General features: G+C 71.9%; 23 protein-coding genes. 10 read left to right on the forward strand and 13 right to left on the reverse strand.

Annotated features, from left to right (window positions below; genetic code table 11):
* Positions 1-47 precede the first annotated feature (47 nt).
* On the forward strand, positions 48-512 hold the full coding sequence (locus tag G127AT_RS04170; protein WP_210900220.1) for a VanZ family protein: 465 nt from the start codon (positions 48-50) through the stop codon (positions 510-512).
* 60 nt (positions 513-572) lie between these two features.
* Entirely contained in the window at positions 573-1,616 is a 1,044-nt protein-coding gene (locus tag G127AT_RS04175) for a trans-sulfuration enzyme family protein (RefSeq protein WP_244857736.1), read from the forward strand.
* Between the two features lie 211 nt (positions 1,617-1,827).
* Here G127AT_RS04175 and G127AT_RS04180 read toward each other — a convergent pair whose 3' ends face one another.
* The 6 genes from G127AT_RS04180 to G127AT_RS04205 all read right to left on the reverse strand — a co-directional run bounded on the left by G127AT_RS04180 (position 1,828) and on the right by G127AT_RS04205 (position 8,257).
* Positions 1,828-2,358, reverse strand: coding sequence for a hypothetical protein (locus tag G127AT_RS04180; protein ID WP_210900223.1), 531 nt, complete (start codon positions 2,356-2,358; stop codon positions 1,828-1,830).
* A gap of 78 nt (positions 2,359-2,436) precedes the next feature.
* Positions 2,437-4,272, reverse strand: coding sequence for a DUF4012 domain-containing protein (locus G127AT_RS04185; RefSeq protein ID WP_210900225.1), 1,836 nt, complete (start codon positions 4,270-4,272; stop codon positions 2,437-2,439).
* A complete protein-coding gene (locus G127AT_RS04190; protein ID WP_244857737.1) occupies positions 4,269-5,270 on the reverse strand; it encodes a GDP-L-fucose synthase family protein in 1,002 nt (333 codons plus the stop codon). Before G127AT_RS04190 ends, G127AT_RS04185 begins: the two co-directional genes overlap by 4 nt.
* Positions 5,267-6,301 (reverse strand): GDP-mannose 4,6-dehydratase, encoded by a 1,035-nt coding sequence (gene gmd / locus G127AT_RS04195; RefSeq protein ID WP_210900228.1) that lies wholly within the window; start codon positions 6,299-6,301, stop codon positions 5,267-5,269. Before gmd ends, G127AT_RS04190 begins: the two co-directional genes overlap by 4 nt.
* 55 nt (positions 6,302-6,356) lie before the next feature.
* Positions 6,357-7,595: a glycosyltransferase gene (locus tag G127AT_RS04200; RefSeq protein WP_210900231.1), complete on the reverse strand. Its 1,239-nt coding sequence runs from the start codon at positions 7,593-7,595 to the stop codon at positions 6,357-6,359.
* On the reverse strand, positions 7,592-8,257 hold the full coding sequence (locus G127AT_RS04205) for a class I SAM-dependent methyltransferase (RefSeq protein ID WP_210900234.1): 666 nt from the start codon (positions 8,255-8,257) through the stop codon (positions 7,592-7,594). Before G127AT_RS04205 ends, G127AT_RS04200 begins: the two co-directional genes overlap by 4 nt.
* 194 nt (positions 8,258-8,451) lie before the next feature.
* On the opposite strand from G127AT_RS04205, the gene G127AT_RS04210 reads away from it, so the two are divergent.
* The 7 genes from G127AT_RS04210 (at position 8,452) to G127AT_RS04240 (ending at position 16,470) form a co-directional block, all read left to right on the forward strand.
* Positions 8,452-9,084 carry an FkbM family methyltransferase gene (locus tag G127AT_RS04210; protein ID WP_210900237.1) on the forward strand — a complete coding sequence of 211 codons (633 nt, stop codon included), beginning with the start codon at positions 8,452-8,454 and terminating at the stop codon, positions 9,082-9,084.
* Between the two features lie 167 nt (positions 9,085-9,251).
* Positions 9,252-9,794 (forward strand): LbetaH domain-containing protein, encoded by a 543-nt coding sequence (locus G127AT_RS04215; protein ID WP_244857738.1) that lies wholly within the window; start codon positions 9,252-9,254, stop codon positions 9,792-9,794.
* Positions 9,791-10,624 carry a glycosyltransferase family 2 protein gene (locus tag G127AT_RS04220; protein WP_210900243.1) on the forward strand — a complete coding sequence of 278 codons (834 nt, stop codon included), beginning with the start codon at positions 9,791-9,793 and terminating at the stop codon, positions 10,622-10,624. The genes G127AT_RS04215 and G127AT_RS04220 overlap by 4 nt, the downstream gene beginning before the upstream one ends.
* The gene (locus G127AT_RS04225; RefSeq protein ID WP_210900246.1) at positions 10,621-11,742 is read left to right on the forward strand and encodes a glycosyltransferase; all 1,122 of its coding nucleotides are present in this window, start codon (positions 10,621-10,623) and stop codon (positions 11,740-11,742) included. The genes G127AT_RS04220 and G127AT_RS04225 overlap by 4 nt, the downstream gene beginning before the upstream one ends.
* On the forward strand, positions 11,739-12,878 hold the full coding sequence (locus G127AT_RS04230) for a glycosyltransferase (protein ID WP_210900249.1): 1,140 nt from the start codon (positions 11,739-11,741) through the stop codon (positions 12,876-12,878). The genes G127AT_RS04225 and G127AT_RS04230 overlap by 4 nt, the downstream gene beginning before the upstream one ends.
* 32 nt (positions 12,879-12,910) lie before the next feature.
* Positions 12,911-15,244 carry a glycosyltransferase gene (locus G127AT_RS04235; protein ID WP_210900252.1) on the forward strand — a complete coding sequence of 778 codons (2,334 nt, stop codon included), beginning with the start codon at positions 12,911-12,913 and terminating at the stop codon, positions 15,242-15,244.
* The gene (locus G127AT_RS04240; RefSeq protein ID WP_210900254.1) at positions 15,241-16,470 is read left to right on the forward strand and encodes an O-antigen ligase family protein; all 1,230 of its coding nucleotides are present in this window, start codon (positions 15,241-15,243) and stop codon (positions 16,468-16,470) included. Before G127AT_RS04235 ends, G127AT_RS04240 begins: the two co-directional genes overlap by 4 nt.
* On the opposite strand, the gene G127AT_RS04245 is transcribed toward G127AT_RS04240, so the two are convergent.
* The 4 genes from G127AT_RS04245 to G127AT_RS04260 are packed head-to-tail and all read right to left on the reverse strand — an operon-like array spanning position 16,436 to position 20,822.
* The gene (locus G127AT_RS04245; protein WP_210900256.1) at positions 16,436-17,284 is read right to left on the reverse strand and encodes an O-methyltransferase; all 849 of its coding nucleotides are present in this window, start codon (positions 17,282-17,284) and stop codon (positions 16,436-16,438) included. The two genes, G127AT_RS04240 and G127AT_RS04245, sit on opposite strands and share 35 nt — an antisense overlap.
* Before the next feature lie 36 nt (positions 17,285-17,320).
* Positions 17,321-18,802 carry a sugar transferase gene (locus G127AT_RS04250; RefSeq protein ID WP_210900258.1) on the reverse strand — a complete coding sequence of 494 codons (1,482 nt, stop codon included), beginning with the start codon at positions 18,800-18,802 and terminating at the stop codon, positions 17,321-17,323.
* On the reverse strand, positions 18,799-19,440 hold the full coding sequence (locus tag G127AT_RS04255) for an arsenate reductase/protein-tyrosine-phosphatase family protein (protein WP_210900260.1): 642 nt from the start codon (positions 19,438-19,440) through the stop codon (positions 18,799-18,801). The genes G127AT_RS04250 and G127AT_RS04255 overlap by 4 nt, the downstream gene beginning before the upstream one ends.
* Positions 19,437-20,822: a tyrosine-protein kinase domain-containing protein gene (locus G127AT_RS04260; protein WP_210900262.1), complete on the reverse strand. Its 1,386-nt coding sequence runs from the start codon at positions 20,820-20,822 to the stop codon at positions 19,437-19,439. The genes G127AT_RS04255 and G127AT_RS04260 overlap by 4 nt, the downstream gene beginning before the upstream one ends.
* 33 nt (positions 20,823-20,855) lie before the next feature.
* On the opposite strand from G127AT_RS04260, the gene G127AT_RS04265 reads away from it, so the two are divergent.
* Positions 20,856-21,689, forward strand: coding sequence for a CPBP family intramembrane glutamic endopeptidase (locus tag G127AT_RS04265; protein WP_210900263.1), 834 nt, complete (start codon positions 20,856-20,858; stop codon positions 21,687-21,689).
* Between the two features lie 260 nt (positions 21,690-21,949).
* Here the strand turns inward: G127AT_RS04265 and G127AT_RS04270 are convergent, their stop codons facing one another.
* From G127AT_RS04270 to G127AT_RS04280, 3 genes are all read right to left on the reverse strand, one after another.
* Positions 21,950-23,791 carry a glycerol-3-phosphate dehydrogenase/oxidase gene (locus tag G127AT_RS04270; protein ID WP_210900266.1) on the reverse strand — a complete coding sequence of 614 codons (1,842 nt, stop codon included), beginning with the start codon at positions 23,789-23,791 and terminating at the stop codon, positions 21,950-21,952.
* Between the two features lie 143 nt (positions 23,792-23,934).
* Positions 23,935-25,059 carry a GuaB3 family IMP dehydrogenase-related protein gene (locus tag G127AT_RS04275; RefSeq protein WP_210900269.1) on the reverse strand — a complete coding sequence of 375 codons (1,125 nt, stop codon included), beginning with the start codon at positions 25,057-25,059 and terminating at the stop codon, positions 23,935-23,937.
* A 61-nt stretch (positions 25,060-25,120) separates the two neighbouring features.
* Complete coding sequence (locus G127AT_RS04280) at positions 25,121-26,821, reverse strand: ABC-F family ATP-binding cassette domain-containing protein (RefSeq protein WP_210900272.1); 1,701 nt, start codon at positions 26,819-26,821, stop codon at positions 25,121-25,123.
* Positions 26,822-26,960 lie beyond the last annotated feature (139 nt).

Here is a 26,960-nt window from a genome sequence, read left to right on the forward strand (position 1 = left end):
GCCTGCGCGGCACGGAGGCGGGCGCGGGATGCGCGTAGCCTGGAACGGTGACCGAGGGGGCGACGAGGTTCGGACGCGGGGTTGCGCGCGTGCTGTTGCCGCCGTACCTGCTGGCGCTCATGTGGGTGGTGTGTTCGCCGGCCGATCAGGCGCGGCACGTGACCGGGTTCGTGGGGCTGCTCGCCGACGGGATCGCCGCGCTCGGCTTCGACGCCGCCGCGGCGTTCGCGGTGATCGAGTTCGCGGCGAACATCGTCATGTTCGTGCCGTTCGGGTTGCTGCTGCCGCTCGCGACGCCCGTCGGGCCCGGGACGGCGGTGATCGCCGCGGCCGGCACGAGCGTGGTGATCGAGCTCGTGCAGCTCGTGGTGCCCGGTCGCGTCAGCACCGGCTGGGATGTGCTCGCGAACACGGCGGGTGCAGCGGTCGGCGCGGGGATCGCCGCGCTCGCGATGCGCGCGCAGGTCACGGGGCGAAACCGCGAATCGGCGCCGCAGGAGGTGCGGGGGTAGCCTGAGCGAGGCGCCGCGGCATCGCGCCCCGGCATCCACTCATCTACCCGAAGGATCCCCGTGCCACACCCCGAAACCGTCGCCGTCGTCGCCGGGCGCCCCCCGCACACGCCCGACCAGCCGATGAACACGCCCGTGCACCTCGTGTCGAACTACGTCGGCGGCGGGCAGCTCGAGTACGGGCGCTTCGGCAACCCATCGTGGACGGCGTTCGAGGATGCGCTCGGCGAGCTCGAGGGCGGGCGGGCGGTCTCGTTCGCCTCGGGCATGGCGGCGATCTCGGCCGTGCTCGACCTCGTGCCGGCCGGCGGCCGCATCGTCGCCCCGCGCCACTCGTACACGGGCACCATCGGGCAGTTGGAGGACGTCGCCGCGCGCGGCCTCGCCGAGGTCGTGTTCGTCGATATCGCCGATGCGGATGCCGTGCGCGAGGCTGTCTCAGGCGCCGCCATGCTGTGGATCGAGTCGCCCACGAACCCGGCCCTCGAGGTCGCGGACCTGCCCCGCATCACCGCGGACGCGCATGCGGCCGGCGCCGTCGTGGTCGTCGACAACACCTTCGCGACGCCCCTCAGGCAACGCCCGATCGAGGCGGGCGCCGACCTCGTCGTCCACTCGGTCACGAAGTACCTCGCAGGGCATTCGGATCTCGTGATGGGCGCCGTCGTCGCCGCACGCGAGGAGGATGCGGCCGCCCTCGCCGCCCGGCGGACGCTGCGCGGCGGGATCCCGTCGCCGCTCGACGCCTTCCTCGCGCTGCGGGGCCTGCGCACCCTGCACGTGCGACTCGACCGTGCCGAGGCGAACGCCCGCGAGCTCGTCGCACGCCTCGGCGGGCACCCGGCGCTCGAGGTGCGCTACCCGGGGTTCGGGGCGATCGTGTCGATCGTGGTGCGCGGCGGTGCCGAGGCGGCCGACGCGTTCGTCGCCGCGACCCGGCTGTGGGTGCACGCGACGAGCCTCGGCGGCGTCGAGTCGACGCTCGAGCGGCGGCGGCGCTGGGCGGCCGAACCGGCGACGATCCCGGCCGGCCTCGTGCGGCTCTCGGTCGGCATCGAGCACATCGACGACCTCGCCGACGACCTGCTCGCCGCGCTCGTCTGATCCCGACTGTCTTCGGGGTGTGGATGCCCTGGGCATCCACCCTCGCGCGCACCCTTCCGCCCTCAGCCGTTTCTGCGCAATGCAGGAAGCCGCCCGGCGTGTCGCGGGCGCCATGCGGCAGAACCGGGTGCGACACGGGTGCGATCCTGCATTGCGCAGGAGAAGAGGGCCGGAGGGGGTGGAAGGTTCGGGAATGGACGAGCCGCCCCGCTCAGCCGTCGATGCGGGCCCGGCGCACGGTGCGGAGCACGAAGACGAAAGCGCCCCCGAGCGCGAGCGCGCCGAGGCCGATCCAGAGGAACAGCAGCGGCAGTTCGTACCCGGTGCCCGGCAGGCCGCCGGAGCCGGCGTCTGCCGCAGCCCGGCAGGGGTCGGCCGCATCGGCGCATTCATCCACGGGGATGACGGTGAGCGTGCCGGTCGCGACGAGCTGCCCGGCGGTCACGGTGATCGTGTAGGTGCCGGGGATGTCGGAGGTGACCGTGTAGGTGACCGAGCCCGATCCGTCCGTCGGCGTGCTGGCCGTCGCCGCGCGGAGGCTCGCGAAGGCGACCTCGTCGGGTGCGGAGGCCGTCGACGGCGTGTTCGCCTCGAACCCCGTGAAGGTCATGGCGATGCTGTCGCCCTCGACGATCGTGACCGAGGGGCCCTGTGCGACGTAGCCCGCGGCCTGTGCGGCGGCGGATCCGCCGAACACGAGCGCGACGGCTGCGACGATCGCCGCTGCGAACTTGAGCTTCATATCGAGATCCCCCCGGACTCGCTGCTCGAATCTCCATGCCGGTGTTCGATGCGCCGCACGGCACGCCGAAAAGCTGTATCACTCCTCACCATACGGTGAGTCGCACGCGAGCGCCAGGGTGCCGCGCCCGATCGTCCCGCCGGTGGGGGTGGCCTGCACCGCGGTCTCGACCACGCCGGGTGCGCCGGCGAGGAACCCGAATCGGTAGCTCGCACGCTCGCCGGGGGCGAGTTGCACGACGATCTTGCTGAGCGTGTACCCGGCGTCCGAGGTCGGGTGGTAGCCGACGGGCTCCCCGGTGGATGCCGCGAGCACCCCGAGGTTGTAGGCGCCGGGTTCGCCGTAGACGTGCACCGAGGTGGATATCTCGCCGGCCGGCACGCCGAACGCTCCCCCGCCGGTGACGTATTCGGGCAGACTCGTGGCGGCGTCGGCGGGTGCGGTGTTCTCGAGGGTGACCTGCACTTCGCTGCGGGCGAGGCCGTCGCCGCGGCAGACGCGCGTGCCCGAGGCGATCTCGACGTGGAGGTAGGTGTCCATCTTCGAGCCGGTGAGGTCGTTGAGGTACACGCCGAAGGCGGCGGTGGATGCGTCGCCGCCCGTTCCCCCGCCCGTCGGCCCGCCGGGCAGCCCGCCGGCGATGCCGGTGCCGGCGATGACGTCCTGTTCGGCAGGGTCGGTGTTCCAGACGAAGATGCGGCGCTCCTCGCCGGCCCGCACGAGCGCCGTGAGCAGCTTCTGCGGGTCGACGCCGCCGGCGGCGAGGCGGGCGACGACGGCCTGGGCGGCGGCGGCGAAGTACGCATCCTGCGCCGCCGGGTCGGGGTAGCGGGCGTAGACGTCCTGCAGCAGCACGCGGACGGCGTTGTCGGCCGTGAGCTCCTCGCCGCCGGGCATCGCGACGGGCCCGGTCGCCTCGAGCACGAGGGCGAGCACGACGGGGTCGACGGCGACGACGCTGTCGACGGCGACGCCCGTGTGCCCGGCCCACATCTCGCGGGCGATCGCGGCGCCCTTCGCGAAGTCCGGCAGGAAGGCGACGTCGTGCAGGTAGCGCGTCGGGTTCTCGCCCCACAGCGCACGCGATTCGGTGTCGAGCTCGCCGACGGGCGGGTCGAAACGCCCCACCTCGCTCGCCGAGGCCTGCCCGGCCAGTTCGAAGGCGCCGCCCTCGGTGCGGATCACGAGGAGGGAGCCGGGGATGCCGCCCGTCGAGCGCAGTTCGGCGGGGTTCTGCACGAGCACGAGGATGTTGCGCGGCCCGGCCTCGCCGAGCATCGGGGGCACGAGCCGGAGCGCCCGGTCGAGGGCGTCGAGGCCGTCGTCGGCCTGCCCGAGCAGGCCGGCGACGCGTTCGCGCGCCTCGGCGAGGGGGCCGATGACGTCGTGGCCGGCGACGGCGTCGACCGCTTCGCGGGCGTGGGCGACGGATGCCGCGGCCGCCGCGACGGGTTCGCGCGCCGCTTCGAGGGGCGCCAGGTCGAGCGCTCCGCCCTCGGGGGCGAACACGGCCGGGCCGAGCGCGTCGACCTCGGCGGCGAGGGGCTGGATGGCGTCGCGTGCGGCGTCGTCGACGGATGCCGCGAGCACCCGCATCGTCCGGAGGTTCGGTCCGAGCCACGGCAGCACTTCGGCGGCCCGCCAGATCGGGTCGCCGGTGAGCGATGCGGCCGAGGCGGTGCGGTCGGCGAGATCCGCCGCATCCGCCGAGGCCGCCGCCGCATCACCGGCGAGGAGGGACGCCTGCACGCGTTCGGCGACCGGCACCGCCGCCTCCAGCTCGCCCTTCGCGAGCAACGCACGCACCGCGATCCACACCCCGGCCAGGACGAGGAGGAGGACGAGGGCCGCTGCGCTCCACCAGATCCACGCACGCCGATGCGCGCGCGGGCGGGGGGCGGGGGCGTCGCTCACCGCCCCGCGGCGCTCCCGTGCCGGGCGACGGATTCGCCGCGGGCGACGTGCTCCCGGTACCAGGCGACGGTGCCGGCGATGCCGTCTTCGAGCCCGATGCGCGAAGTCCAGCCGGCGCGTGCGAGCTTGGAGACGTCGAGGAGCTTCTGCGGGGTGCCGTCGGGCTTCGTGGTGTCCCACTCGGTCGCGCCGGTGTAGCCGACGGCGCGGGCGACGATCTCGGCGAGGCGCGCGATCGTCACCTCCGAGCCGCTGCCGACGTTGACCTGCTCGGCGCCGTCATAGTGCTCGAGCAGGAACAGGCAGGCGTCGGCGAGGTCGTCGACGTGCAGGAACTCGCGCCGCGGCGTGCCCGAGCCCCAGTTGGTGACGGCGACGGCGTTCGTCATCCGCGCCTCCTCGTAGCGGCGGATGAGCGCCGGCAGCACATGCGAGCCGAGCGCCGAGAAATCGTCGCCGGGGCCGTACAGGTTCGTCGGCATGGCCGAGATCCACCGCAACCCGTCCTGCCGGCGCACCGCCTGCACCTGCATGATGCCGGCGATCTTCGCGATCGCGTAGGCGTCGTTCGTGGGCTCCAGGTGCCCGGTGAGCAGGGCGTCCTCGGTGATGGGTTGCGGGGCGAGCTTCGGGTAGATGCAGCTCGAGCCGAGGAACAGCAGGCGTTCCACGTCGGCCTCGCGGGCGGCATCCATTACGTTCACCTGGATGCGCAGATTGTCGCTCAGGAAGTCGACCGGGTAGGTGTCGTTGGCGAGGATCCCGCCGACGCGGGCGGCGGCGAGCACGACGTAGCGGGGGCGCTCACGGCGGAAGAACGCGAACACGGCATCCCGGTCCCGCAGCTCGAGCTCCTGATGCGTGCGGCCGACGAGGCCCGTGAACCCGGCCCGTTCGAGCCGGCGCCACACGGCGCTGCCGGCCAGGCCCCGGTGCCCGGCGACGTAGAAGGCCGCGTCGCGGTCCAGGGTCCGTTCGGCGAAGGCTCCGTCGCTCACGGCTGCACCGTCCACGCGGGCAGGCGCGGCCGGTCGATCCACGCATCGCCGGCGTGCGCGAGCGCTTCGGTGTCGGCGTCGACCATGAGCCGGGCGAGCTCGGGCGCCCGCACCGTCGGCGCCCACCCGAGCTTCTGCTTCGCCCGCGTCGCATCGCCGACGAGGGCCGGCACTTCGGCGGGCCGCAGGTAGCGCTCGTCGAAGCGCACATGCTCCCGCCAGTCGAGGCCGGCATGCTCGAACGCGGTCGCGAGGAAGTCGCGGACGGTGTGCGCGTGCCCCGTGGCGAGGACGTAGTCGTCGGGTTCGTCGGCCTGCAGCATCCGCCACATGCCCTCGACGTACTCGGCCGCATACCCCCAGTCGCGCACCGCATCGAGGTTGCCGAGGTAGAGGTGCTGCTGCCGGCCGGCGCGGATCGCGGCCGCCGCCCGGGTGATCTTGCGCGTCACGAACGTCTCGCCGCGGCGCGGGGACTCGTGGTTGAAGAGGATGCCGTTGACGGCGAACAGCCCGTACGCCTCCCGGTAGTTGCGGGTGATCCAGAACGCGTACAGCTTCGCCGCCCCGTACGGGGAGCGCGGGTGGAACGGCGTCTCCTCGTTCTGCGGCGGCGGCACGATGCCGTACAGTTCCGAGCTCGACGCCTGATAGAAGCGGGTGCGGATGCCGGAGAGCCGCACCGCCTCCAGCAACCGCACCGAGCCCGTGCCGGTGGTGTCGGCGGTGTGCTCGGGTTCGTCGAAGGAGACCCGCACATGCGATTGCGCGGCCAGGTTGTAGACCTCGTCGGGGTGGATCTCGGCGAGCAGGGTGACGAGGCGGGCCCCGTCGGCCAGGTCCCCGTAGTGCAGGAACAGGCGCGCCTCGGCCTCGTGCGGGTCGACGTAGAGATGGTCGATGCGGGCCGTGTTGAACGTGGAGGCGCGGCGGATGAGACCGTGCACCTCGTACCCCTTCGCGAGCAGCAGCTCGGCGAGGTACGAACCGTCCTGGCCGGTGATGCCCGTGATGAGTGCCCGTTTCGCCACGCCGTCCCCCCCGGATTTCGCGCCATCCCCCCGGATTTCGCGCTGTGCCGCCAGACTAGCCGGTCGGCACCGGCATCGCCCGGCGGCGCGGCCGTGCGGTCGCTTGGAGGAGCTCCCGGAATCCGGCGAGCGCCGCATCCCGCCCGAGGGCGCGTGCCGCATACGCGCGGCCCGCCTCGCCGTGCCGGGCGGCGGTCTCGGGGTCGAGGGCGAGCACGGCGCCGAGCAGCTCGGCGGGGCTGCCGGCATCCACCCGCACCCCCGCGCCGGCCGCCTGCAGCTCGGCGGCCGTCGTGCCCGCCGGCGACACGGCGGCGATCACCGGCCGGCCCGACGCGAAATACGAGGTCAGCTTCGACGGCACCGCCGATTCCGTCAGCGACGGCAGCTCGTTGACGAGCAGCACATCGGCGGCGGCGAGCGCAGCACGGAACTCGACGTCCGGCAGCGGGTCGCGGAACTCCAGGCGGTGGATGCCGTGGGCCGCCCGCTCCAGCTCGGCACGCCGATTCCCGTCGCCGAGCAGCACGAACCGCACCGGCGCATCTGCCGCATCCGCCAGCCGGGCCGCCTCGACGACGTTCTCGAGCCCCTGCTTGGCGCCCATGTTGCCGGCGTGCAGCACGACCCGCTCCCCCGCCGGCCACCCGAGGCGGGCGCGTGCGGCCGCCGCATCCACCCCCGGCCGTTCCGCGAGATGCGCCCAGTTGCGGATGACCGCGACGCGCTCGCGCGGCACCCGATGCATCGCGACCACGGCATCCGCGAACCGGTCGTGGATGACCGCCACCGCATCGGCCCGCCGCAGGAAGCGGGCCTCGAGCATCCCGACGCCCCGCACCGCCGCCCCGCCGCCCGCACCCGTCTCGGCGACGCCGCTCGCATACAGGTCCTGCACCCACGCGATCACCGGAATGCCCGCCGCACGCGCCCGCGCCTGCACGATCGCGCTCGCCAGCAGCGCCGGCGACACGAGCACGAGCGCATCCGGCCGCCTCCACCCGCTCGTCGCCGCACCGACCCCGAAGGTGATCTCGGACCATGCGCGCGCGATGGCGTGCCGAGTCGGCGGCAGGGCATGGCGGATGCGCTGCACCTCGACCCCGCCGAACCGGTCGACCCGCCCCCGCTGCCCGTACCCCGGGCGGACCCGCCACTCCGGATAATGCGGATGCCCCGTGATCACCCGAACCGCATGCCCGTCGGCGGCAAGCGCCTCCGCCAGCGCCGTCGTATACGGCGCGATGCCGGTGGGCTCGGGTGCGTAATTCAGGCCGATGACCGTCAGGTTCACGAGGGCGTCCCCGGCTCTGCTGCGACGTCGCGGAGCCGCCCGACCATGAGCATGCTCTTCCAGAGGAAGGGCAGCCGACCGACCCCCTCGAACGATTCGACCTCGAAGCCGTTGCGTTCGAGCAGCTCCGCGAGCGTTCGCCGGCTCCAGAACTTGATGTGTCCGCCGTCCCAGTGGACGGCGTGGTGGCGATCCCACGCCCCGCTCGCGGCGATCGCGACGTTCTTCGCCCAACCGTGGTACGGCGTCGTCAGGATGATGCGGCCGCCCGGCTTCAGAACCGCACGCGCATACTGCGGCAGGAGTTGCGGGGTGTAGAGATGCTCGACGACCTCCGTCGAGACGACGACGTCGAACGGATCCTCGACCCCGAGGAGATCCGCCGGATCGTCTTCGACGGCGAAGCGGTAGAAGGCGGCGCCGGGCACGGCGGAGCGGGCGATGTCGATGCCGCCGGCGTCCGCGTCGATGCCGACTGCCGCCCACCCGGCATCGGCCATCTGTTCGCACAGCACCCCCTTGCCCGAACCGATATCGAGTACCCGGTCGCCTCCGAGCATCCCCAACATGGCGAGCACCGCCGGCGCGACGTAACTCGACGAGTGCGCAGGCGCATCGGCCACCCACCCGTACGAACGTTCAGCAAGATCCCCATCCCCCATACGGGCAGCGTAGTCCGTGCCCGGATCGACCGCAGGTCGCGAATCGACGTGCACCGCTCGATGTCCTTGACTGCGCCCGTCATTGTCCGCAAGGTGTATACCGACGACTCCGGTTCACCCGGACGGCTCGATGGGGGGACGACATGATGTCGCGCATCACCAGCGGGGCTGCTCGCCGCGCAACGCAATGGTCCTTGTGGGCTTCGGCCGCACGAGTCCGTCGAGACGATCTCATCCGAATCGGAACGGACTACGGCGGGTGGTGGATACCCGAGCAGCTCATCGACGACAGCTCGATCTGCTACCTGGCCGGCCTCGGAGAGGACGCGAGCTTCGATCTGGGTCTCGCCCAGCGGTTCGGCTGCAATGTCTGGTCGATGGACCCGACGCCTCGCGCCATCCGGTACGCGGCGGGTCTGGACCACGAGCTCTTCCATTTCGCGGACGTCGGGGTGTGGAGTCACGACACGCGGCAACGGTTCTACGCGCCGCAGAACACGGAATACGTGTCGCATTCGCTCTTCGCCGATCACCACCGATCCGACCGATACTTCGACGCCGACTGCCAGTCGTTGACCACGCTCATGCAGCGCTTCGAGCACGACCACATCGACCTTCTGAAGCTCGACATCGAGGGAGCCGAGGAGGAGGTCTTGAACTCGCTGCTCGCCGCAGGCATCCGCCCGAACGTGATCTGCGTCGAGCTGGATGTTCCGCAGAGCCTCCGCCGCACGAGGGAGCTGCTGCGCGACCTCGCCCGGGCCGACTATCGGGCGGCGAAACTCGATTGCAAGAACTGGACCTTCGTCCTCGATGGCGTTCGCTGACCCCAGGCCTCCATCCCGATCGCGGGGCGGCCCGAGATTCGGCGACCGGGGCGCGCGCCGCCTGGCGCAACCGTCGCCGATGGGCCACTCTGGGAGACGGGGGACGCGCCGCCGGGCGCGTCGAGGGGAGGGCTCGCGTGCCGGCTTCCACCAGGAAGGTGCCCGTGGTGCCGCTCGCTCGAGCGCCGGGCCGCCGCGAGTCGTGGGACCGACCGCTGCCCGTCGTGCTCGCATGGGGCCTGTGCGAGGTGCTGTTCGTCACGAACCCGCTGCAGGTCAGCTCACGCCTCCGCGCTGCGGTGCTGCGCGCGTTCGGGGCGCGGATCGGCCGCAGGGTCGTGTTCCGCCCGCGCACACGGGTGCGGTTTCCGTGGAAGCTCGAGATCGGCGACGACTGCTGGATCGGCGAGGGGGTCTGGTTCCACGACCAGGATCGCATCACCATCGGCCACGACGTCGTCATCTCCCAGGACACGCTCCTGACCACCGGAAGCCACGCCGCCCGGCGCGACATGCGGCTCGAGACCCGGCCGATCGTGATCGAGGACGGCGCCTGGATCACGGCGCGCTGCGTCGTGCTCGGCGGGGCGCGGGTGGGACGTTCGGCCGTGGTGCGACCGCTGACCGTCGTACGCGGCTCGGTGGATGCCGGCAGCATCGTCGGCGGCGGACTCGACGACCGGGAGCGATTCCCCGGGACGAGCGGATGAGCGGGAAGCTGCCGATCACCGTGCTCGTGCAGACGAAGAGCGAGGCTGCCTCGATCGGCGACTGCGTGGACGCGCTGACCGATTTCGACGAGGTCATCGTCGTCGACTCGCTGAGCGAGGACGGCACCGCCGACATCGCCCGTCGGCATGGTGCTCGCGTCGTCGACTTCGACTGGGACGGCCGATACCCGAAGAAGAAGCAGTGGCAGCTCGAGAACGTCGAAACGCGGAACGAGTGGGTGCTCATGCTCGACGCCGACGAATCGCCCACCCCCGAACTGGTCGATGCCCTGCGCCGGGAGTTCTCGTCGGGCCCGGTCCACGACGCGTACGATGTGCGGCTCAGCTACGTGTTCGCCGGGCGCGAGCTCCGGTACGGGCATCGAGTGGTGAAACGCTGCCTGCTGCGCCGGGGACGGGCGCGATTCGACCCCGTCGACGACCTCGAAGCCACGGGCGCAGGCGAGGTCGAGGGCCACTATCAACCACGCGTCGACGGATCCATCGGGTCGGTCTCAGGGCGGCTCACGCACCATGACCGCGACCCGGTGGGCAAATGGTTCGAGCGACACAACCGCTACTCGGACTGGGAAGCCCATCTGCGCATCCGACCCGGTACGAGGGCGGCGGTCGCCTCGTCACGGTCTCGGCAAGGTCGAATCTTCGATCGAATACCTTTCAAGCCCGCCGCGTTCTTCGTCTACGACTACGTCGTGCGCCTCGGCTTCCTCGACGGCCGTGCGGGCCTCGACTACGCGATCGCACTCAGCACCTACTACTGGCAGATCGGGCTCAAAGTCCGCGAGCTGCGACGGAGCATCGGAGGATGAGGGTGCTGCACGTGATCCGCGGCGTCGCCCGCCTCGACGGCGGTCCATCGGAGACGATCCGGGGACTGCTGCCCGCTCTGCGACGCCTCGGCATCGATGCGCGCCTCGCGACGACCGACACCGGCCTCGACCGGCACGCCGACGCAGACATTCTCGCCTGGCCGGGAGCGGTCTTCGCATCGTCCTCGGGCCGGAGCCCGCTCGAGCGGCTGCGCAACTCGAGCCGGATCCTGCGCTCCGAGGTCGAAGCAGCCGATCTCGTACACGTGCACGGAACGCATACGGTGCACGGATCCCTGGGCCTCGCGCACGCGCATCGACGGAACCGGCCGGTCATCCTGCAACCGCATGGCTCGCTCGGCGCGTACCAGCTCGCTCGCCATGCTTGGCGCAAGCACGCGTACCGGGCCACGGTCGACCGCACCGCGCTGAGTGCGGCCCGACATGTCATCGCCTCGTCGGAGCGCGAGCGAGACGACATCCTGCAGGCCCTGCCCGACAGCACGGTGCACCTCGTCCCGCTCGGTGTCGACCCGTCGCTGTTCGAACTGCCGATCGCCCCGCGGCGGGAACCGCTCATGTGCTTCGTCGGGCGGATCGCGGCGAAGAAACGAGTCGACCTCCTGCTCGGTGCGCTCGCCGAATTGTCACCGCCCACCCGGCTCGTCATCGCGGGCACGGTGAGCGGTGATCAACGGGTCGACCTCGCCGGGCTCGCGGCACGGCTGGGAATCCAGGATCGTGTCGAGTTCATCGGCCCAGTGGATGCGGCGGGCCGGGCCCGGCTCCTCGGCCGCTCCAGCGTGTTCGTCCTGCCGAGCGAGGACGAGAGCTTCGGCGTGGCCGCCGCAGAGGCGATGGCCGCAGGGTGCGCCGTCGCAGTCACGTCGGAAGTCGGCCTCGCCGCATCTGCGGCTTCGGCCGGAGCCGTCGCAACGATCGACCCGATGTCGTCCGCGATCGCGGAAGCCATCCTGCCGCTCCTGAATGACGAATCGGCTCGGCTCGCGGTCGCCGAACGCGGACGCGCATACGCCCGCGAGCATTTCGCATGGGACCTCGCCGCGAGGCGAACCCTTGCGAGCTACCTCGCGACGCTCTCCGGGGCTCCCGCATGAATCCTCCCGCAAGCGGCTCGGCCCACGCCTCGCTCCGTCGACTCGGCGGCCGGACGATCGTGATCACGCAACCATACGTTCCCGCCTACCGGGTCCCGCTCTTCGATCTCCTCGCACACCGCCTGTCCGAGGTCGGCGGCCGCCTCGAGGTGCACGCGGGCGCGCCGGACGGCGATCAGGGGCTGCGGGCCGATGCAGGCCACGGCCCCTGGCTCCGCGAGCTGCACGTCTCGCGGATCCCGCTGCCCGGCACGCGAGTGGAATGGCGTCGCTTCGACGGCGGCGCACCGACCGGTCTGCTCGTCACGGAGCTGTCGGCGTCGAACCTCATCGCGTGGGCCAACGTATCCCGGCGCCCCGTCGTGCTCTGGGGCCACGGGCGGAACTACGTGAACTCCCCGTCGGCGCTCGCCGATCGGCTTCGGAAGCGGCTCGTGAGTCGGGCAGCCCACGTGATGACCTACACCGAGGGCGGGCGAGGACGCCTGATCGCCGACGGCGCCGATCCCGGGCGCGTGACGACCGTCGGAAACAGCACCGACACCGCGGCCTTGACACGCGCCCAGCGCGCGATCACCGCCGCACGTCTGCACGAACTCGCCACCGAGTTCCCGGGCGACCCGATCATGCTCTTCGTCGGCGGGCTCGACGCGTCGAAACGCATCGGCTTCATCGCGGCGGCGGCCGAGGCGGCCCATCGCGAGGTGTCCGGATTCCACCTCATCGTCGCGGGATTCGGTGCGCAGGCGGATCTGCTGGAGCCCGGCATCCGCGACGGATACATCAGCCGGGTCGGCGAAGCGCGCGGGATGCGCCTCGCCGAGCTGGCCGCTCTCAGCCGGGCCGTGTGGATGCCGGGACGCGTCGGCCTCGCCGCGGTCGATGCGATGGCACTCGGGCTGCCCGTACACACCATCCGCCACGACCGGCACGCACCCGAGATCGAGTTGCTCGGCTCCACCGATGTCGCCTTCCTGCCGGATGATCCGACGGCGTTCGCCGAGGCGTCGCTCGCGTTGGCACCGGGGACGCCGGTCGGCCCGCGGACGCCCTCACCGTCGACGCCGTCGCTCGAAGACGTCACGGATGCGATGCTCACGGTGTTCGCCTCCATATCGCCCGAGGGACTCCGATGAACCGAACTGCCGCCCGGGTCTGGGTTCGACGGGTGAAGAGCACGGGATACTTCCTCCTCATCCCGGCGCTTTCCGCCATCGCTCCCCTGCTCGCGCTCCCGGTGATCTCGGCGGCATTCGGCATCGACGGCTGGGCGAGCATCGCCATCGGTCTCTCGCTCGGCATGACGGCGGGTTCCGTCGCCGAACTCGGCTGGAGCGTCATCGGACCGCAAGCGGTAGCTGGAGGGGATGCGACGGCCAGGGCCCGACTGTATTCGGACTCGCGCGCGACGAAGCTCCTCTCGGTGGCGGTCCTCGCACCGGTCGCCGGCGTATCAGCCGCACTGCTCACGGAGGCCTACCGCGTCGAGGCGGTGGTCCTCGCCGTCGCCGGGGCGATGACGGCACTCGGCACGAGCTGGTTCTTCGTCGGTCTCAATCGGCCCCTCGCCGTTCTTGCCGTCGACACGGTCCCACGGGTCGTCGGAGTTCTGCTCGCAGCTCTGGTGATCGCGCTCGGCGGCCCGCTGATCGTGTATCCGATCGCCTTGCTGCTCGCGGCGATCGCGAATTCGATCGCCGCACCGATCCTGCTCGGCTACCGATGGTGGCCGAGCAGCGAGAGCCTGCGCGCGGTCCCGTCGAACATACGAGCTCAAGCGACGATCCTGCTCGGGCGCCTCGTCAGCACCGGCACCACCTCGCTCACGGTCACGATCACCGCGATCTCCGCACCGCACGCCGTTCCCGTCTTCGCCGCCTACGAGCGCGTGATGCGCATGACCGCCGCGTTCCTCACCGGTATCCCCAGCCGATTGCAGAGCTGGCTCGGACGTGCGACGCCGGCCACCCGCGATGTGCGCATTCGAGAGGTCATCGCAGCGAACCTCGTGCTCGGTGTTCTCGCTGGCACGTGCTTCGCCGCACTCTCGCCGATCGCGATCGACGTACTGTTCGCCGGCATGCTGACCCCGGAACCGGCGCTCGGGATCGCGTCCGGGGTCGTCCTCGCCCTCATCTGCACCTCGCGCGGGGTCGGGCTCGCCCTGGTCGCGATCGGATCGGCACATGGCCTCACCGTCGCCGCCATCGGGTCGTGCATCGTCGGGGTCCCGCTGCTCTTCCTCCTCTCCCCCTTCCTCGGCCCTCTCGGGGCCATGGTCGCCGAGATCGCAGCGGAGACGGTCGGGCTCACCGCACTCCTCGGCGTCCTGCTGAAGAACCGGCGGGCCGGCCGCCCTCGCCGGGCCCCGGCGGCCGGCGATCTCTTGCGGATCGCGATCGTCGCCGACGGCGACCCTCGTGACCTCCGCACGAACTCCGGGGTGGCCCGAGGCTTGCTCGACGCATTCGAACGCCGCGACGACCTGGAGGTGACCGTCGTGGTGGACTCCACGCCTTCGAAGGGCCCGGGGTGGGCCTTCGCCATCGCGGCCGCCTTCCACCCCTCGCGCGACGTGTGGCGACGCCGCTACACGAAGGGCGCCCTCGGCACCCGGCTTCGCTCGCGACAGCGCGACCGACGGCTCAGCCGCTCACCGCAGGTCGACCTCGTCGTGCACGTGCGGAACACGTACCGGCCCAGCACGGTGCGGTATGTCGCATTCATCGACGGCACGACCGATCTTGCCGCCCGCGAGTGGCCCCCATGGAGCCTCGGAGAACGCGCGGACAAGCGGCGCATAGGGCGCGAGCGCCGCATGTTCGAGCACGCGGACGTCGTCTGGACTGCCGGGGCGCATGTCGCGGCGAACGTCGTGGAACGGTACGGGGTGCCGCCCGAACGGGTCTTCGCAATCGGCGGCGGCACGAATCCGACATCATCGGGTGGTCGGTCGCGGTGCGATCCCGCGCGCAGGGATCGCACCGTGCTGTTCGTCGGACGCGACTTCGAACGGAAGGGCGGACCGGAACTCCTCGAGGCGTTCGCCGGGGTCAGACGCCGACACCCGGACACCGAACTCCTGGTGGTCGGGCCCGAAACGGCCGACCCGATTCTGCCGGGGGTGACCTGGATCGGCCGGGTCGACGACCGCAGCGCCCTCGCCGAGATCTACGAATCGGCCGGGGTGTTCTGCCTGCCCGCCCGCTACGAGCCATACGGGCTCGTCGTCCAAGAGGCCCAGGCCAACGGGTTGGTCTGCATCGTCTCGGACGTCGGCGCGCTCCCCGAGCTCGTCGGACACGGCGCCGGAGGCGTCATCGTGCCGCCCGCCTCTCCGGAGCACCTCGAGGTGGCCATCGATCGTGTGCTGGGCGACCCCGCCCTCCGCGAACGCCTTCGTGCGGCGCTCTCGAATCTGCTCGCCGACCGCGATTGGGATGCCGTCGCCGACCGCGCCATGCGATCCCTGCGCCGAACACACGCGGAACGCACCGGATGAACGACCGCACCCTCGCCTCTCGGGCCCTCCTCGTGCTCGTCTGCTGTGCAGCGCTCAGCGCGCCGTGGAACGCCGTGCGCGTGTCCGGCTTGCCGGTCGGCGACCTGCTCCTCGGTGCCGCTATCGTCATGCTCGTCATCAGGTCCGCGCTCGGCGGGCCAGCGCTTCGGGGGCTGCGGTGGTGGATGCTGGTGCCGAGCGCCGTCTGCGTCATCCTCCTGATCGTCCACGTCCTCGCAGGCGGTTCGTTGACGGAGACGGTGACGCCCGGGCGAGGCGTTGCACCTGGTCTGTTCACGGCGCGTGCGATCCTCTCCACGGCGGGGGTGGCCTGCTGCGCCGTCTTCGCCACCGCAACCGGCGGCCTCCGCAGCGCCAGGCACGTCCTGGCCTGGTGGTATCTCGGCGTCGTGACCAGCGCCGCGGTCGCCGTCCTGCAGGCGCTCGGAGTCTGGCACGCTCCGCTCGAACTCGACCAGACCCTCGGCCTCACCCCCGGAGCGGAACGCCAGGCGGGCCTCGCCAGCCATCCGAACGCGCTCGCCCACAGCCTCGCCATCGCCATCCCCGCAGGCGTACTGCTCGCGGCCGTCTCGACCGGCATGCGTCGAGCAGCGGCACTCGCCGGCCTCGCCGTGCTGCTCGTCGGAGAAGCGAGCACTCGCTCGCGCGCCGGGTTGATCCTGACGGCCGTTGCCCTCGTGCTCGTCGGCTGCTGGTTGCTGTGGCGCCGACGGCATGGAGTGCTGATCATCCCGTTCATCATCGTCGTCTCGGGAGGCATCGTCGTTTCCGTCCCGTTCCTTCTGGAGCACACGCGGTTCGGGTCCGAGGGGAGCATCCGCAGCGACACCACACGGCTCGCCGCGCTCGAGGAAGGATGGCGATTCTTCAGCGGGTCGCCCTTGATCGGTTCTGGACCCGGAGTCTGGTTCGGAGAGTCCGCTCTGCTCATCCTGCTCGCCTCGGGGGGCGTCGTGCTCGCCCTGGCCTACCTCGTCTTCCTCGGCGTGCCGACCATGATGTTCGCATGCAGCCTCCGTGCACCGGCGGGCTTCCTCGGCCTCACCACCGTGGTGGTCACCGTCGTGTCCTGGACGATGAACAACGGCCTGCTCGAACGCGTCGCGTACTGGCCGATCCTGCTCGCCGCAGCAGCCCTGACCGCGACCGCAGAGCGGAGCGACGATGTCACGCGGTCGCGACCCCGGGACCGTGCACGCTGACGGGATCGCGGCGCAGCATCGTCGATCGGCCCAGTCGTCGCTCGATCCTGAACGGCCCCGAGAGCCAGCGCGCCAAGTCGGCCGACTCGAAGGGGCGGGCCGTGTCATCGAGAATGACCACTCCTCCCGGGCGAACACGATGCGCGAGTTCGTCGAATGCGAATCCGCGGCGGCCCGTCGCACCGCTGGGCGGCCCGTCGACGAACAGTACGTCGATGCCGTCGAGATCGGTGATCGTGGATGCGTCATACCATTCGGCGGCCTCGGCGGTGCCGATCCGCCGTTTCTCAAGCGGAGCGTGCCTCACATCCGCCCACGAGGCGACACCGAGACGCTCGAGCGACGCAAGGGTCTCCGCGCGGAACGAAGCATCGTGCTCGAGCGCGATGACCCGACCGTTCCCCCGTGCGCTCAGCGCGAGCGCCACCCAGATCGTCGATGTCCCGCTCCCGCATTCGACGATCGTCGGTGCCTCGCCGGAACGCTGAGTGCTCGAGACGAGTTCGAGGAGCGTGTCCGGCTCGGCCGCCCAGCCGCCGGCGGGCGGCACGGCGCCACGCGGTTCGACCATGCGATGCAGGCTGAGCAACGATGAGAGGTCGCGCAGCAGTGCCGGTCGAAGCCGCCCCATGATCTGATTCGAGAGCGACCGGCCGATCATGACGAGGGTCGCGATCCCGACGATGAGGACTGCGAGCACGACCCAGGCAGGTTCGGCGAACACGGCGGCAGCCGCGATCCCGCCGACCGTGCAGAGCATTGCGCCCACGAAGTAGGCCCGAACGAACGCGGGCCGGATCTCGAACAGCTTCATGTCATCTCCTTCGACGTGCCGCCCAGCGGCTCCCCCTCAGTACGCCCCACGACCGCTCACCACCGCTCGCAGCGTCCGCCAGAGGATCACGAGATCCCCGGTCAGCGACCAGTTCTCGACGTAGGAGAGGTCGAGGCGCACGGTTTCGTCCCACGGCAGCGTCGATCGCCCCGAGACCTGCCAGAGCCCGGTGATGCCGGGTTTCACGAGAAAACGCCGGTGCACATCGGCCTCGTACAGGTCGATTTCGGCCAGCAGCGGCGGCCGGGGGCCGACGAGCGACATCTGCCCGGCGAGCACGTTGAACAGTTGCGGGAGTTCGTCGAGGCTGTAGCGCCGCAGCACGCGGCCGAGGCGGGTGACGCGGGGGTCGGCGGCGCGCTTGAAGAGGACGTCGTTGCCGGCGTCGGCGGGCAGGCCGCGGGCCTCGGGCAGGCGCGCCTCGGCATCCACACCCATCGTGCGGAACTTCAGCATGCGGAACGGCACGCCCCCGAGCCCGACGCGGGTCTGCACGAACAGGGCCGGCCCGGGCGAGCCGAGCCGCACGGCGAGGGCGATGCCGGCGAGCACGGGCGAGAGCACGACGGCGAGCGCGAACGCGACGATGAGGTCGAAGACGCGTTTCGCGGCGCGCGAGCCGCCTTCGAAGCGGGGGATCTCGACGTGGATCAGCGGCAGACCGGCGACGGGGCGGGTGTGGATGCGGGGGCCGCCGATGTCCATGAGGCTCGGCGCGACGACGAGGTGCTCGTGGCCGGGGGTGAGGTTCCAGCTGAGGCGGCGCACCTGCTCGGGACTGAGTTCGCCGGAGCTCGTGACGACGACGGTGTCGGCGTCGAGGTTCCGCATGGTGTCGAGGGCGTCGGCGAGGGGCCCGGCGACCGGGATGTCGGTGCCGGCCAGCAGGGCGCCCGCGGCCGGCGCATCGGGCACGCAGGCTGCGACGACCCGGTATCCGGCTTCGGGATGCCGGGCGAGCTCGCCCCCGATGGTCGCCGCCGATTCCGCGGAACCGACGAGCACGACCCTGGAGGTGTAGCCGCCCTCGCGGCGCTGCACGCCGAGCCACTGGCGCCACATCCACCGCGAGAACACGAGCACCGCGAGCCCGAGGGGGAACGCGATGAGGATGTACCCGCGCGCCAGGTCGATCTTCGCGAGGAACGCGACGATCGCGACGAGGCCGAACAGGCGCACCGTCGCGCCGGCGACCGCCCGGTACTCCTGCGAACCGACGCCGAGCACCCGGAAGGTGCGCGTGTCGAACAGCTGCAGCGCCAGCATCCACGCCGCGACGATCACGAGCGACACGACCGAGTAGCTGATGTCGATGTCGTCGCGGCTGCCGCTGAACCCGCGCGCGGACTCGTCGAGGCCCACCCAGGCCAGCTGCGTGCCGAACACGACCCACACGAGCACGAGCAGGTCGGTGATCGACACGCGCACCGCGTACCGGCCGGACCACGTGCTCGTGTCTTCGCGGTCGGCGCTGCGTGCGACGCGGGCGGGCATCATCCGGCATCCGCCCGTTCGACGGGATGCCTCGCGCTCGCCGGTCGCCCGGCCGCCAGCCGCCCCGCGATCGTGCGCGCGGCGTCGTCGATGAGGCGAGCGGCGGCCTCGTACGCGTCGAGCGGGCGGCCGATGGGGTCGGCGAGGTCGTCGTCGGCCGGATCCGCCGGTGGATGCAGCCCGCGCGCCCGCGCCACGGCCGCAATGAACGGCGCGAACCCGGTGGCGTTCGGGGCGGCATCCGCACCCGGCCCGCCGGTCCCGCCGGCCCCCGCCTCGACGGCGCCGGCGACCCGCGCGAACTCGCGCATCGTGAACACGCGGCCGACCGCCGACGGCACCTGCGACACGACGAGCGCCCGGTGATCGCGGGTCGCCGTGAGCACCAGCCCGGCACCCTCGATCGCGGCATCCGTCAGCTGTTCGGCGTGGTGCGGCTGCCAGTCGACGCCGAGGCCGTCGAGGGCCAGCCCCGCATCCTCCGTCATCGGCGCCCCGCGCAGGGCGTGCGTGCCGGCGCTGGTCACCCGGGCATCCACCCCCTGCTCCGCGAGGCGGTGTGCGAGCAGACGCTCCATCATCGGCGAACGGCAGGTGTTGCCCGTGCACACCACGAGCACCGGCGCAGCCCCCTCGCTCATCGCAGCTCCGGCGAGACGCCGTACGCATACCCGGCGCCGTATGCGTACCGGCGATACCCGTACGCGTCGGGCCCGCGCGTCGGCAGCATCGTCAGCACGATGCCCGACACCGGCGCCCCCACCGATTCGAGGGCGCCGAGCGCAGCCTTCAACTGCGCCTTCCGCACCCGGCCCGTGCCGGCCACGACGATCGCACCGCCCACGAGCCTGGCGAGCACCGCCCCGTCGGTCACCGGCAGCAGCGGCGGCGCGTCGTACAGCACGACGTCGTGCGACTCGCCGAGCCGTTCGACGAGCTCGGCCATCGCCGCCGAGCCGAGCAGTTCGCTCGGGTTCGGCGGCACCCGCCCGGCCGGCAGCACCGACAACCCCGCCCGCCCCCACGGCTGCACGACGTCGTCGACGTCGGCGCGGCCGATGAGCACGTCCGTGAGGCCGGCCGCCCCTTCGATGCCGAGGTAGCCGGCGACCTTGGGCTTGCGCAGATCGCCGTCGACGAGGAGCACATCCGCACCGGCATCCGCCAACGCGATCGCGAGGTTCGCGGCCGTCGTCGTCTTGCCCTCCGCCTCGATCGAGGAGGTCACGACGAAGGCGCGCGTGCTCCGCCCCGGCTCCAGGAAGCTCACGTTCGTCCGCAGCGTGCGGAACGACTCGGCACGCTGCGAATGCGGGTCGTCGTGCACGATCAGCGGGCGTTCGGAGGCCCTCGGGTCGTCGGCGATGCCCCCGATCACCGGTGCGTCGGCGATCTGCGCGATGTCGTGCTCGCCGCGGACCCGGGTGTCGAGGGCGTCGCGCACGAGCGCGACGACGACCCCGACGATGAGCCCCAGCAGGGCGCCGAGGGCGACGTTCAACGGCAGATTCGGGCTCACCGGCCGCTGCGGCACGGCCGCATGCTGCACGAGCGTCAACCGCACCGGCGAGACCTCGTCGTTCCCGGTCGACTCGATCGACGCGACGACGCTCGTGAGGCTCTCGGAGACGGCCGTCGCGATCTCCGCGGCGGCGGCCGGATCGGCATCGGTCGCGGTGATCTCGATGAGCGTCGTGTCCAGCGGCGCCGTCGCCTGCACCTCGCGTGCGAGCTCCTCGGCCGACATGTCGAGGCCCAGCTCGGCGACGACCGGCAGCAGCACGATCGGCGTCGTCGCGAGATCCGCATACGTCTTCACCCGCTGCTGCGTGAACGTGTTGCCCTGCTGCAGATCGGCGACCGTATCGCCGCCAGAGGTCGACACGAACACCTTCGCCGACGACCGGTAGTCGGGGGTCTGCAGCAGCGAAACGGTCAGGCCCGCGGCAGCGCCGAGCACGGCGAGCACCAGGATCACGATCCAGTTCTTCCGCAGAATCCGCAGGTACGCGCTGAATTCCACCCCTGCCTCCCCCCGAGGGCTACGCTGTCGAGCGTGGTCGATCCCCAAGGTATCGCGCCGAACGGCCCGCGCGCACCCCGCCGCGCGTATCCGCGAAGTTGGGGGCTCATCGAGGCGGCGTCGGGTATCGCGGCGGCCCTCGTGCTCGGGGGTGGATGGTCCTGGCTCACCCGCACCGTCGTCATGCCCGGCGAACTCGCCCTCGCCGGCGCCTACCTCGCCGTCTGGGTGCCGCTGCTGGCCGCCTGCACGGTCGCCGTGGTGCGCGGAACCCGCTCCCCCGTGCGCGACCTCGGTCTCCGCTTCGCCTGGATCGACGTGCTCTGGGGCCTCGGCCTCGGCCTCGTCGCCCGCGCCGTGACGAGCCTCATCGAACTCGCCGCCTACGGCCGCACCTCGGGATCCGGCGCCTTCATCCAGCCCGGCGCCTTCGCCGTGCTCTTCGGCCTCCTCTTCGCGACCGTGCTCGCCGGCCCCCTCATCGAGGAGCTCTTCTTCCGCGGCCTCCTCCTCCGCGCGACGCTGCGCACCTTCCCCCGAGTGGATGCCGGGCCGCGCCCCTCGGCCGGCGCCGCGCCCGGCGGCGGTGCGCCCGCCGACGCCGCCGCGCCCGGCGGCGCGCACCCGGCGCCGCTGCTCCGGGCATCCATCGCCGCGGTCGCCGTGCCGGCGCTCGTCTTCGCCCTGCTGCACCTGGCCGACAGCGCCGCCCGAAGCCCGGCCTCGATGGCGGTGACCTTCGCGTCGACGCTGTTCCTCGGCCTCGCCGCCGGAACCGCGACCGTCCTCACCGGCCGCCTCGGCGCGGCGATCCTCGCCCACGCCGCCTACAACGGCATCCTCGTCTGGCTCCTCCTCGCCACCTGACCCCGCCGGTCGAGTAGGCGCGCAGCGCCGTATCGAGACCCCCGCCCACGCCGGTCGAGTAGGCGCGCAGCGCCGCCCCCGCCGCTCGAGTAGGCGCGCAGCGCCGTATCGAGACCCGGTGCGAAGGTCTCGATACGCTCCTTCGTCGCTACTCGACCGCCGGTCGAGTAGGCGCGCCAGCGCCGTATCGAGACCCCCGCCACCGCCGGTCGAGTAGGCGCGCAGCGCCGTATCGAGACCCCCGCCGGTGCCCCGCCCCCTCAGTCCACCTGCACGATGTCGGGCGCCTCCAGTCGCACGCGGTCGGCGGATTCGTCGTCGGGCTGCAGCTGCGATTCGCGTTCGGCGGCGACGCGTTCCAGGTAGCGTTCGACTTCGAGCTTCACGCGCGCCGCGTCCCACCCGAGCACGTCGCCCATGAGCTTCGCGGCGACGGGCGCGGCCGAGACGCCGCGGTCCCACGCCTCGATCGAGATGCGGGTGCGGCGTGCGAGCACGTCGTCGAGGTGCAGCGCGCCCTCGTGGGTGGCGGCGTAGACGACTTCGGCGGCGAGGTAGTCGTCGGCGCCCGGCAGCGCTTCGCCGAGCGCGGGGTCGGAGCGGATGAGGTCGAGCAGTTCGTCGGTCATGGTGCCGTACCGGTTCAGCAGGTGTTCGATGCGCACTTTGTGCACGCCGAAGGCGCGGGCGATCTTGCCGCGCTTGTTCCAGGCCGCCTGGTAGCCCTCGGCGCCGAGCAGGGCGATATCGGCGGTGGTGGATGCCGGGATGCGCCCGTCGAGGGCGTCGGCGGCGGCATCCACGGCGTCCTTGGCCATGATCCGGTAGGTGGTGAATTTGCCGCCTGCGACGACGACGAGCCCGGGCACCGTGTGGGCGACGATGTGCTCGCGCGAGAGTTGCGAGGTGTTGTCGCTCTCGCCGGCGAGCAGCGGCCGGAGGCCGGCGTAGACGCCCTCGACGTCTTCGCGGGTGAGGGGCACGCTGAGCACGGAGTTGACGTGTTCGAGCACGTAGTCGATGTCGGCGGCGGTGGCGGCGGGGTGCGCCTTGTCGAGGTGCCAGTCGGTGTCGGTGGTGCCGACGATCCAGTGCCGGCCCCATGGGATGACGAACAGCACGCTCTTCTCGGTCCGCAGCAGCAGGCCCATGTTCGACTGGAAGCGGTCGCGGGGCACGAGCAGGTGGATGCCCTTGGACGCCCGCACGTGGAACGTGCCGCGCTCCCCCACCATCCGCTGCGTGTCGTCGGTCCACACGCCGGTGGCGTTCACGACCTGCTTGGCGCGCACCTCGAAGCGTTCGCCGGTTTCGAGGTCGTGGGCTTTGACGCCGACGACGCGTTCGCCGACCTTCAGGAACCCTTCGACGTTGACGCGGCTGGCGACGTGCGCCCCGTACGAGGAGGCGGTGCGGGCGAGGGAGGCGACGTAGCGGGCGTCGTCGACCTGCGCGTCGTAGTAGGTGAGCCCGCCGACGAGGGCGTTCGGTGCGATCGAGGGTGCCGAGCGCAGCACCTGCCGCCGAGAGAGGTGGCGGTGGTGGGGCACGCCGGGCGGGCGGCCGCCGGTGTAGCTGAAGGCGTCGTAGAGCAGCATGCCGCTGCCGATGTAGAAGCGTTCGATGACGTGCTTCTTGAGGGGGTAGAGGAATCTGACGGGTTTCACGAGGTGCGGGGCGATGCGTTGCAGCAGCAGCCCGCGTTCGATGAGTGCTTCGCGCACGAGGTGGAAGTCGAGTTGTTCGAGGTAGCGGATGCCGCCGTGGATGAGTTTCGAGGAGCGGCTGGAGGTGCCGGATGCCCAGTCGCGGGCTTCGAGGAGGCCGGTGGACAGGCCCCGCGTGACGGCGTCGAGCGCGCTGCCGGTGCCGACGACGCCGCCGCCGATGACGAGGACGTCGAGTTCCTTCTCTTTCAGCCGCTGGATGGCGGCTGCCCGTTCGGCGGGCCCGAGTTTCGTGGAGCGTGCGGCGGTGGATCGCGCGCCCTTCGCAGCGGCCGTGCGTGCCGCCGGCTTCGCCGCTCCGGTCTTCGCCGCTCCGGTCTTCGCGCCGCTCGTCTTGCCCGCCGGCTTCGCCCGCGCGGATTCGTCCTTGGCCATGTCGCCTCCCCCTGGCGGCCCGCTCCGCCGCCGCACTCTTCACGGTACCCGTGCGGCGGGGCGCGGGCCAGCCCCGGCGCGCGCGTTCGTCGGGCGATCCGCCGCGGCGCGGCGGCCCGGGGCGGGCGAGGAGGAGCGGGCGGTTACGAACCGTAGGGTGCGACGACGACTTCGACGCGCTGGAACTCCTTGAGGTCCGAGTACCCGGTGGTCGCCATGGAGCGCTTCAGTGCGCCGACGAGGTTCGCGGTGCCGTCGGTGGTGGGCGCCGGCCCGTAGAGCACTTCTTCGAGCGAGGCGGTCTGCCCGACCTGCACGCGGCGGCCGCGCGGCAGTTTCGGGTGGTGCGCTTCGGCGCCCCAGTGGTAACCGCCGCCGGGTGCGTCGGTGGCGCGTGCGAGCACGGAGCCGAGCATGACGGCATCCGCCCCGCATGCGACGGCCTTGACGATGTCGCCGGAGGTGCCGAGGCCGCCGTCGGCGATGACGTGCACGTAGCGTCCGCCCGATTCGTCGAGGTAGTCGCGACGGGCGCCGGCGACGTCGGCGACGGCGGTGGCCATGGGCGCGTGGATGCCGAGGGCGGTGCGGGTGGTGGATGCCGCGCCGCCGCCGAAGCCGACGAGCACCCCGGCGGCGCCGGTGCGCATGAGGTGCAGGGCGGCCGTGTAGGTGGCGGCGCCGCCGACGATGACGGGCACGTCGAGTTCGTAGATGAACTTCTTGAGGTTCAGCGGTTCCTGGTTCTTGGAGACGTGCTCGGCCGAGACGGTGGTGCCGCGGATGACGAAGAGGTCGACGCCGGCGGCGACGACGGTCTCGTAGAGCTCCTGCGTGCGCTGCGGCGAGAGGGCGCCGGCGACGGTGACCCCGGCGGCGCGGATCTCGGCGAGGCGCTCGGTGACGAGCTCGGGCTTGACGGGTTCGGAGTAGAGCTGCTGCATCCGCACCGTCGTCTGCTCGTCGGGCAGGGAGCGGATCTCGGCGAGCACCCGCTCCGGGTCTTCGTAGCGCGTCCAGAGGCCTTCGAGGTCGAGCACGCCGAGGCCGCCGAGCTCGCCCATCATGATCGCCGTCTGCGGCGACACGACGGAGTCCATCGGCGCGGCCAGGAACGGGATGTCGAACTGGTAGGCGTCGATCGACCACGACACCGATACGTCTTCGGGGTCGCGCGTGCGCCGGCTCGGCACGATCGCGACGTCGTCGAATGCATACACGCGCCGACCGCTCTTGGAGCGGCCGATCTCGATCTCCTGGCTCACCACTCAACCCTAGCGAACGCCCACCGACACCGATCCGGCGGTGCCGGACGGTGCGGAGCACCGCTCAGCGCGCCCGCGCCACCCGCCCTTCATCCCACACCGGGGCATCCGCCTCGACGACCTCGCCGTCCTCGCGGAAGACGAGGAACCGATCGAAGCCGCGCGCGAACCAGCGGTCGTGGGTGACCGCGAGCACCGTGCCGTCGAAACGCGACAGCGCATCCTCGAGCGCCTCGGCCGAGACGAGGTCGAGGTTGTCCGTCGGCTCGTCGAGCAGCAGCATCGTCGCCCCCGAGAGCTCCAGCAGCAGGATCTGCAGCCGCGCCTGCTGACCGCCCGAGAGCGATTCGAAGCGCTGCTCGGCGGCCGCGGCGAGCCCGTAGCGGTCGAGCGCCGCGCTCGCCGCCTCGCGCGCCATGCCGTCGCGTTCGGCGTCGCCGCGGTGCAGGATGTCGAGCAGCGTTCGCCGCCGGAACTCGGGATGCTCGTGGTTCTGCGCGAACCAGCCCGGCACGACGCGGGCGCCGAGCATCGCGCGGCCCCCGTGCGGCACGCGCGGCAGCGCCTCGCCGACGCTCGTGACGTGCCCGAGCGTGCGATCCGGTTCCGTGCCGCCACCGGCCAGCAGCCGCAGGAAGTGCGACTTGCCCGAGCCGTTCGAGCCGAGCACGGCGACGCGGTCGCCGTACCAGACCTCGAGGTCGAAGGGCCGCATGAGGCCCGTGAGCTCGAGCCCCTCGCACACGAGCGCGCGCTTGCCGGTGCGCGCGCCGCGCAGGCGCATCGAGACGGCCTGCGACGGCGGGCGTTCCTCGGGCGGCCCCGCCTCCTCGAACTTGCGCAGGCGCGTCTGCGCCGCGCGATAGCGCGAGGCCATGTCGTCGTTCGAGGCCGCCTTCACCTTGAGGGTCGCCACGAGCCGCTTGAGGGCCGCGTGCTGCTCGTCCCACCGGCGCCGCAGTTCGTCCAGGCGTGCGAAGCGGGCCTCGCGCGCCTCGTGGTAGCCCTCGAACCCGGCGCCGTGCACCCACGCCGTGCTGCCGGCGGCACCGGCTTCGAGGGTGACGATGCGGTCGGCCGCGTTCGCGAGCAGTTCGCGGTCGTGCGAGACGAGCAGCACCGTTTTCGGCGTCGCCCGCAACTCGGCCTCGAGCCAGCGCTTGCCGGGCACGTCGAGGGAGTTGTCGGGCTCGTCGAGCAGCAGCACCTGCTCGGGTCCGCGCAACAGCGCCTCGAGGGCGAGCCGCTTCTGCTCGCCGCCGGAGAGGGTCGCGAGCGCGCGGCGCTTCGACCGTTCGAACGGGATGCCGAGCGCGGCCGACGTGCAGTGGTCCCAGACGACCTCCTGCTCGTAGCCGCCCGCCTCGGCGTATTCGGCGAGCGCGGACGCGTACCGCATCTGCGTGTCGGTCTCGTCGCGTTCGATGAGCGCGTCCTCGGCCGCCTCGAGCTCGATCGCGGCGGTGCGGATGCGCGGCGGCGCGACCGAGACGAGCAGCCCGGCGACCGACTCGTCGACGCCGTCGACCGTGCGACCGGTGCCGACGAACTGGTCCATGACGCCGAGCCCGCCGTCGAGCTGCACGCTGCCCTCGTCGGGGCGCAGCTCGCCGCGGACGATGCGGGTGAGCGTCGTCTTCCCGGCGCCGTTCGCGCCGATCAGGGCGGTGACGGTGCCCTCGCCGACGCGGAACGAGAGTTCGGAGAGCAGCGGCCGGCCGTCCGGCAGCGAGAACGAGATGCCGTTGACGTCGATGAAGCCCATGGGACGATCCGTTTCCGATTCGCGTCGCACGCCGGATGGCCGATGCGAGGCGGCGCCGAGGCAGCCGTTCAGGATACACGCATGGCCCCGCGTCGGTCGCCCCCTCTAGGATCGCTGCACAGGCCCCGACGCGCTCGGC

Origin of the sequence: Agromyces archimandritae, assembly GCF_018024495.1 — a bacterium.
In the GTDB taxonomy this organism is placed as follows: domain Bacteria; phylum Actinomycetota; class Actinomycetes; order Actinomycetales; family Microbacteriaceae; genus Agromyces; species Agromyces archimandritae.

Excerpts from the sequence above, each read along its gene's own strand:
- G127AT_RS04180 (WP_210900223.1), bottom strand. The coding sequence starts at position 2,358 with ATGAAGCTCAAGTTCGCAGCGGCGATCGTCGCAGCCGTCGCGCTCGTG.
- G127AT_RS04205 (WP_210900234.1), bottom strand. The coding sequence starts at position 8,257 with ATGGGGGATGGGGATCTTGCTGAACGTTCGTACGGGTGGGTGGCCGAT.
- G127AT_RS04220 (WP_210900243.1), top strand. The coding sequence starts at position 9,791 with ATGAGCGGGAAGCTGCCGATCACCGTGCTCGTGCAGACGAAGAGCGAG.
- G127AT_RS04225 (WP_210900246.1), top strand. The coding sequence starts at position 10,621 with ATGAGGGTGCTGCACGTGATCCGCGGCGTCGCCCGCCTCGACGGCGGT.
- G127AT_RS04230 (WP_210900249.1), top strand. The coding sequence starts at position 11,739 with ATGAATCCTCCCGCAAGCGGCTCGGCCCACGCCTCGCTCCGTCGACTC.
- G127AT_RS04240 (WP_210900254.1), top strand. The coding sequence starts at position 15,241 with ATGAACGACCGCACCCTCGCCTCTCGGGCCCTCCTCGTGCTCGTCTGC.
- G127AT_RS04245 (WP_210900256.1), bottom strand. The coding sequence starts at position 17,284 with ATGAAGCTGTTCGAGATCCGGCCCGCGTTCGTTCGGGCCTACTTCGTG.
- G127AT_RS04250 (WP_210900258.1), bottom strand. The coding sequence starts at position 18,802 with ATGATGCCCGCCCGCGTCGCACGCAGCGCCGACCGCGAAGACACGAGC.
- G127AT_RS04255 (WP_210900260.1), bottom strand. The coding sequence starts at position 19,440 with ATGAGCGAGGGGGCTGCGCCGGTGCTCGTGGTGTGCACGGGCAACACC.
- G127AT_RS04270 (WP_210900266.1), bottom strand. The coding sequence starts at position 23,791 with ATGGCCAAGGACGAATCCGCGCGGGCGAAGCCGGCGGGCAAGACGAGC.
- G127AT_RS04280 (WP_210900272.1), bottom strand. The coding sequence starts at position 26,821 with ATGGGCTTCATCGACGTCAACGGCATCTCGTTCTCGCTGCCGGACGGC.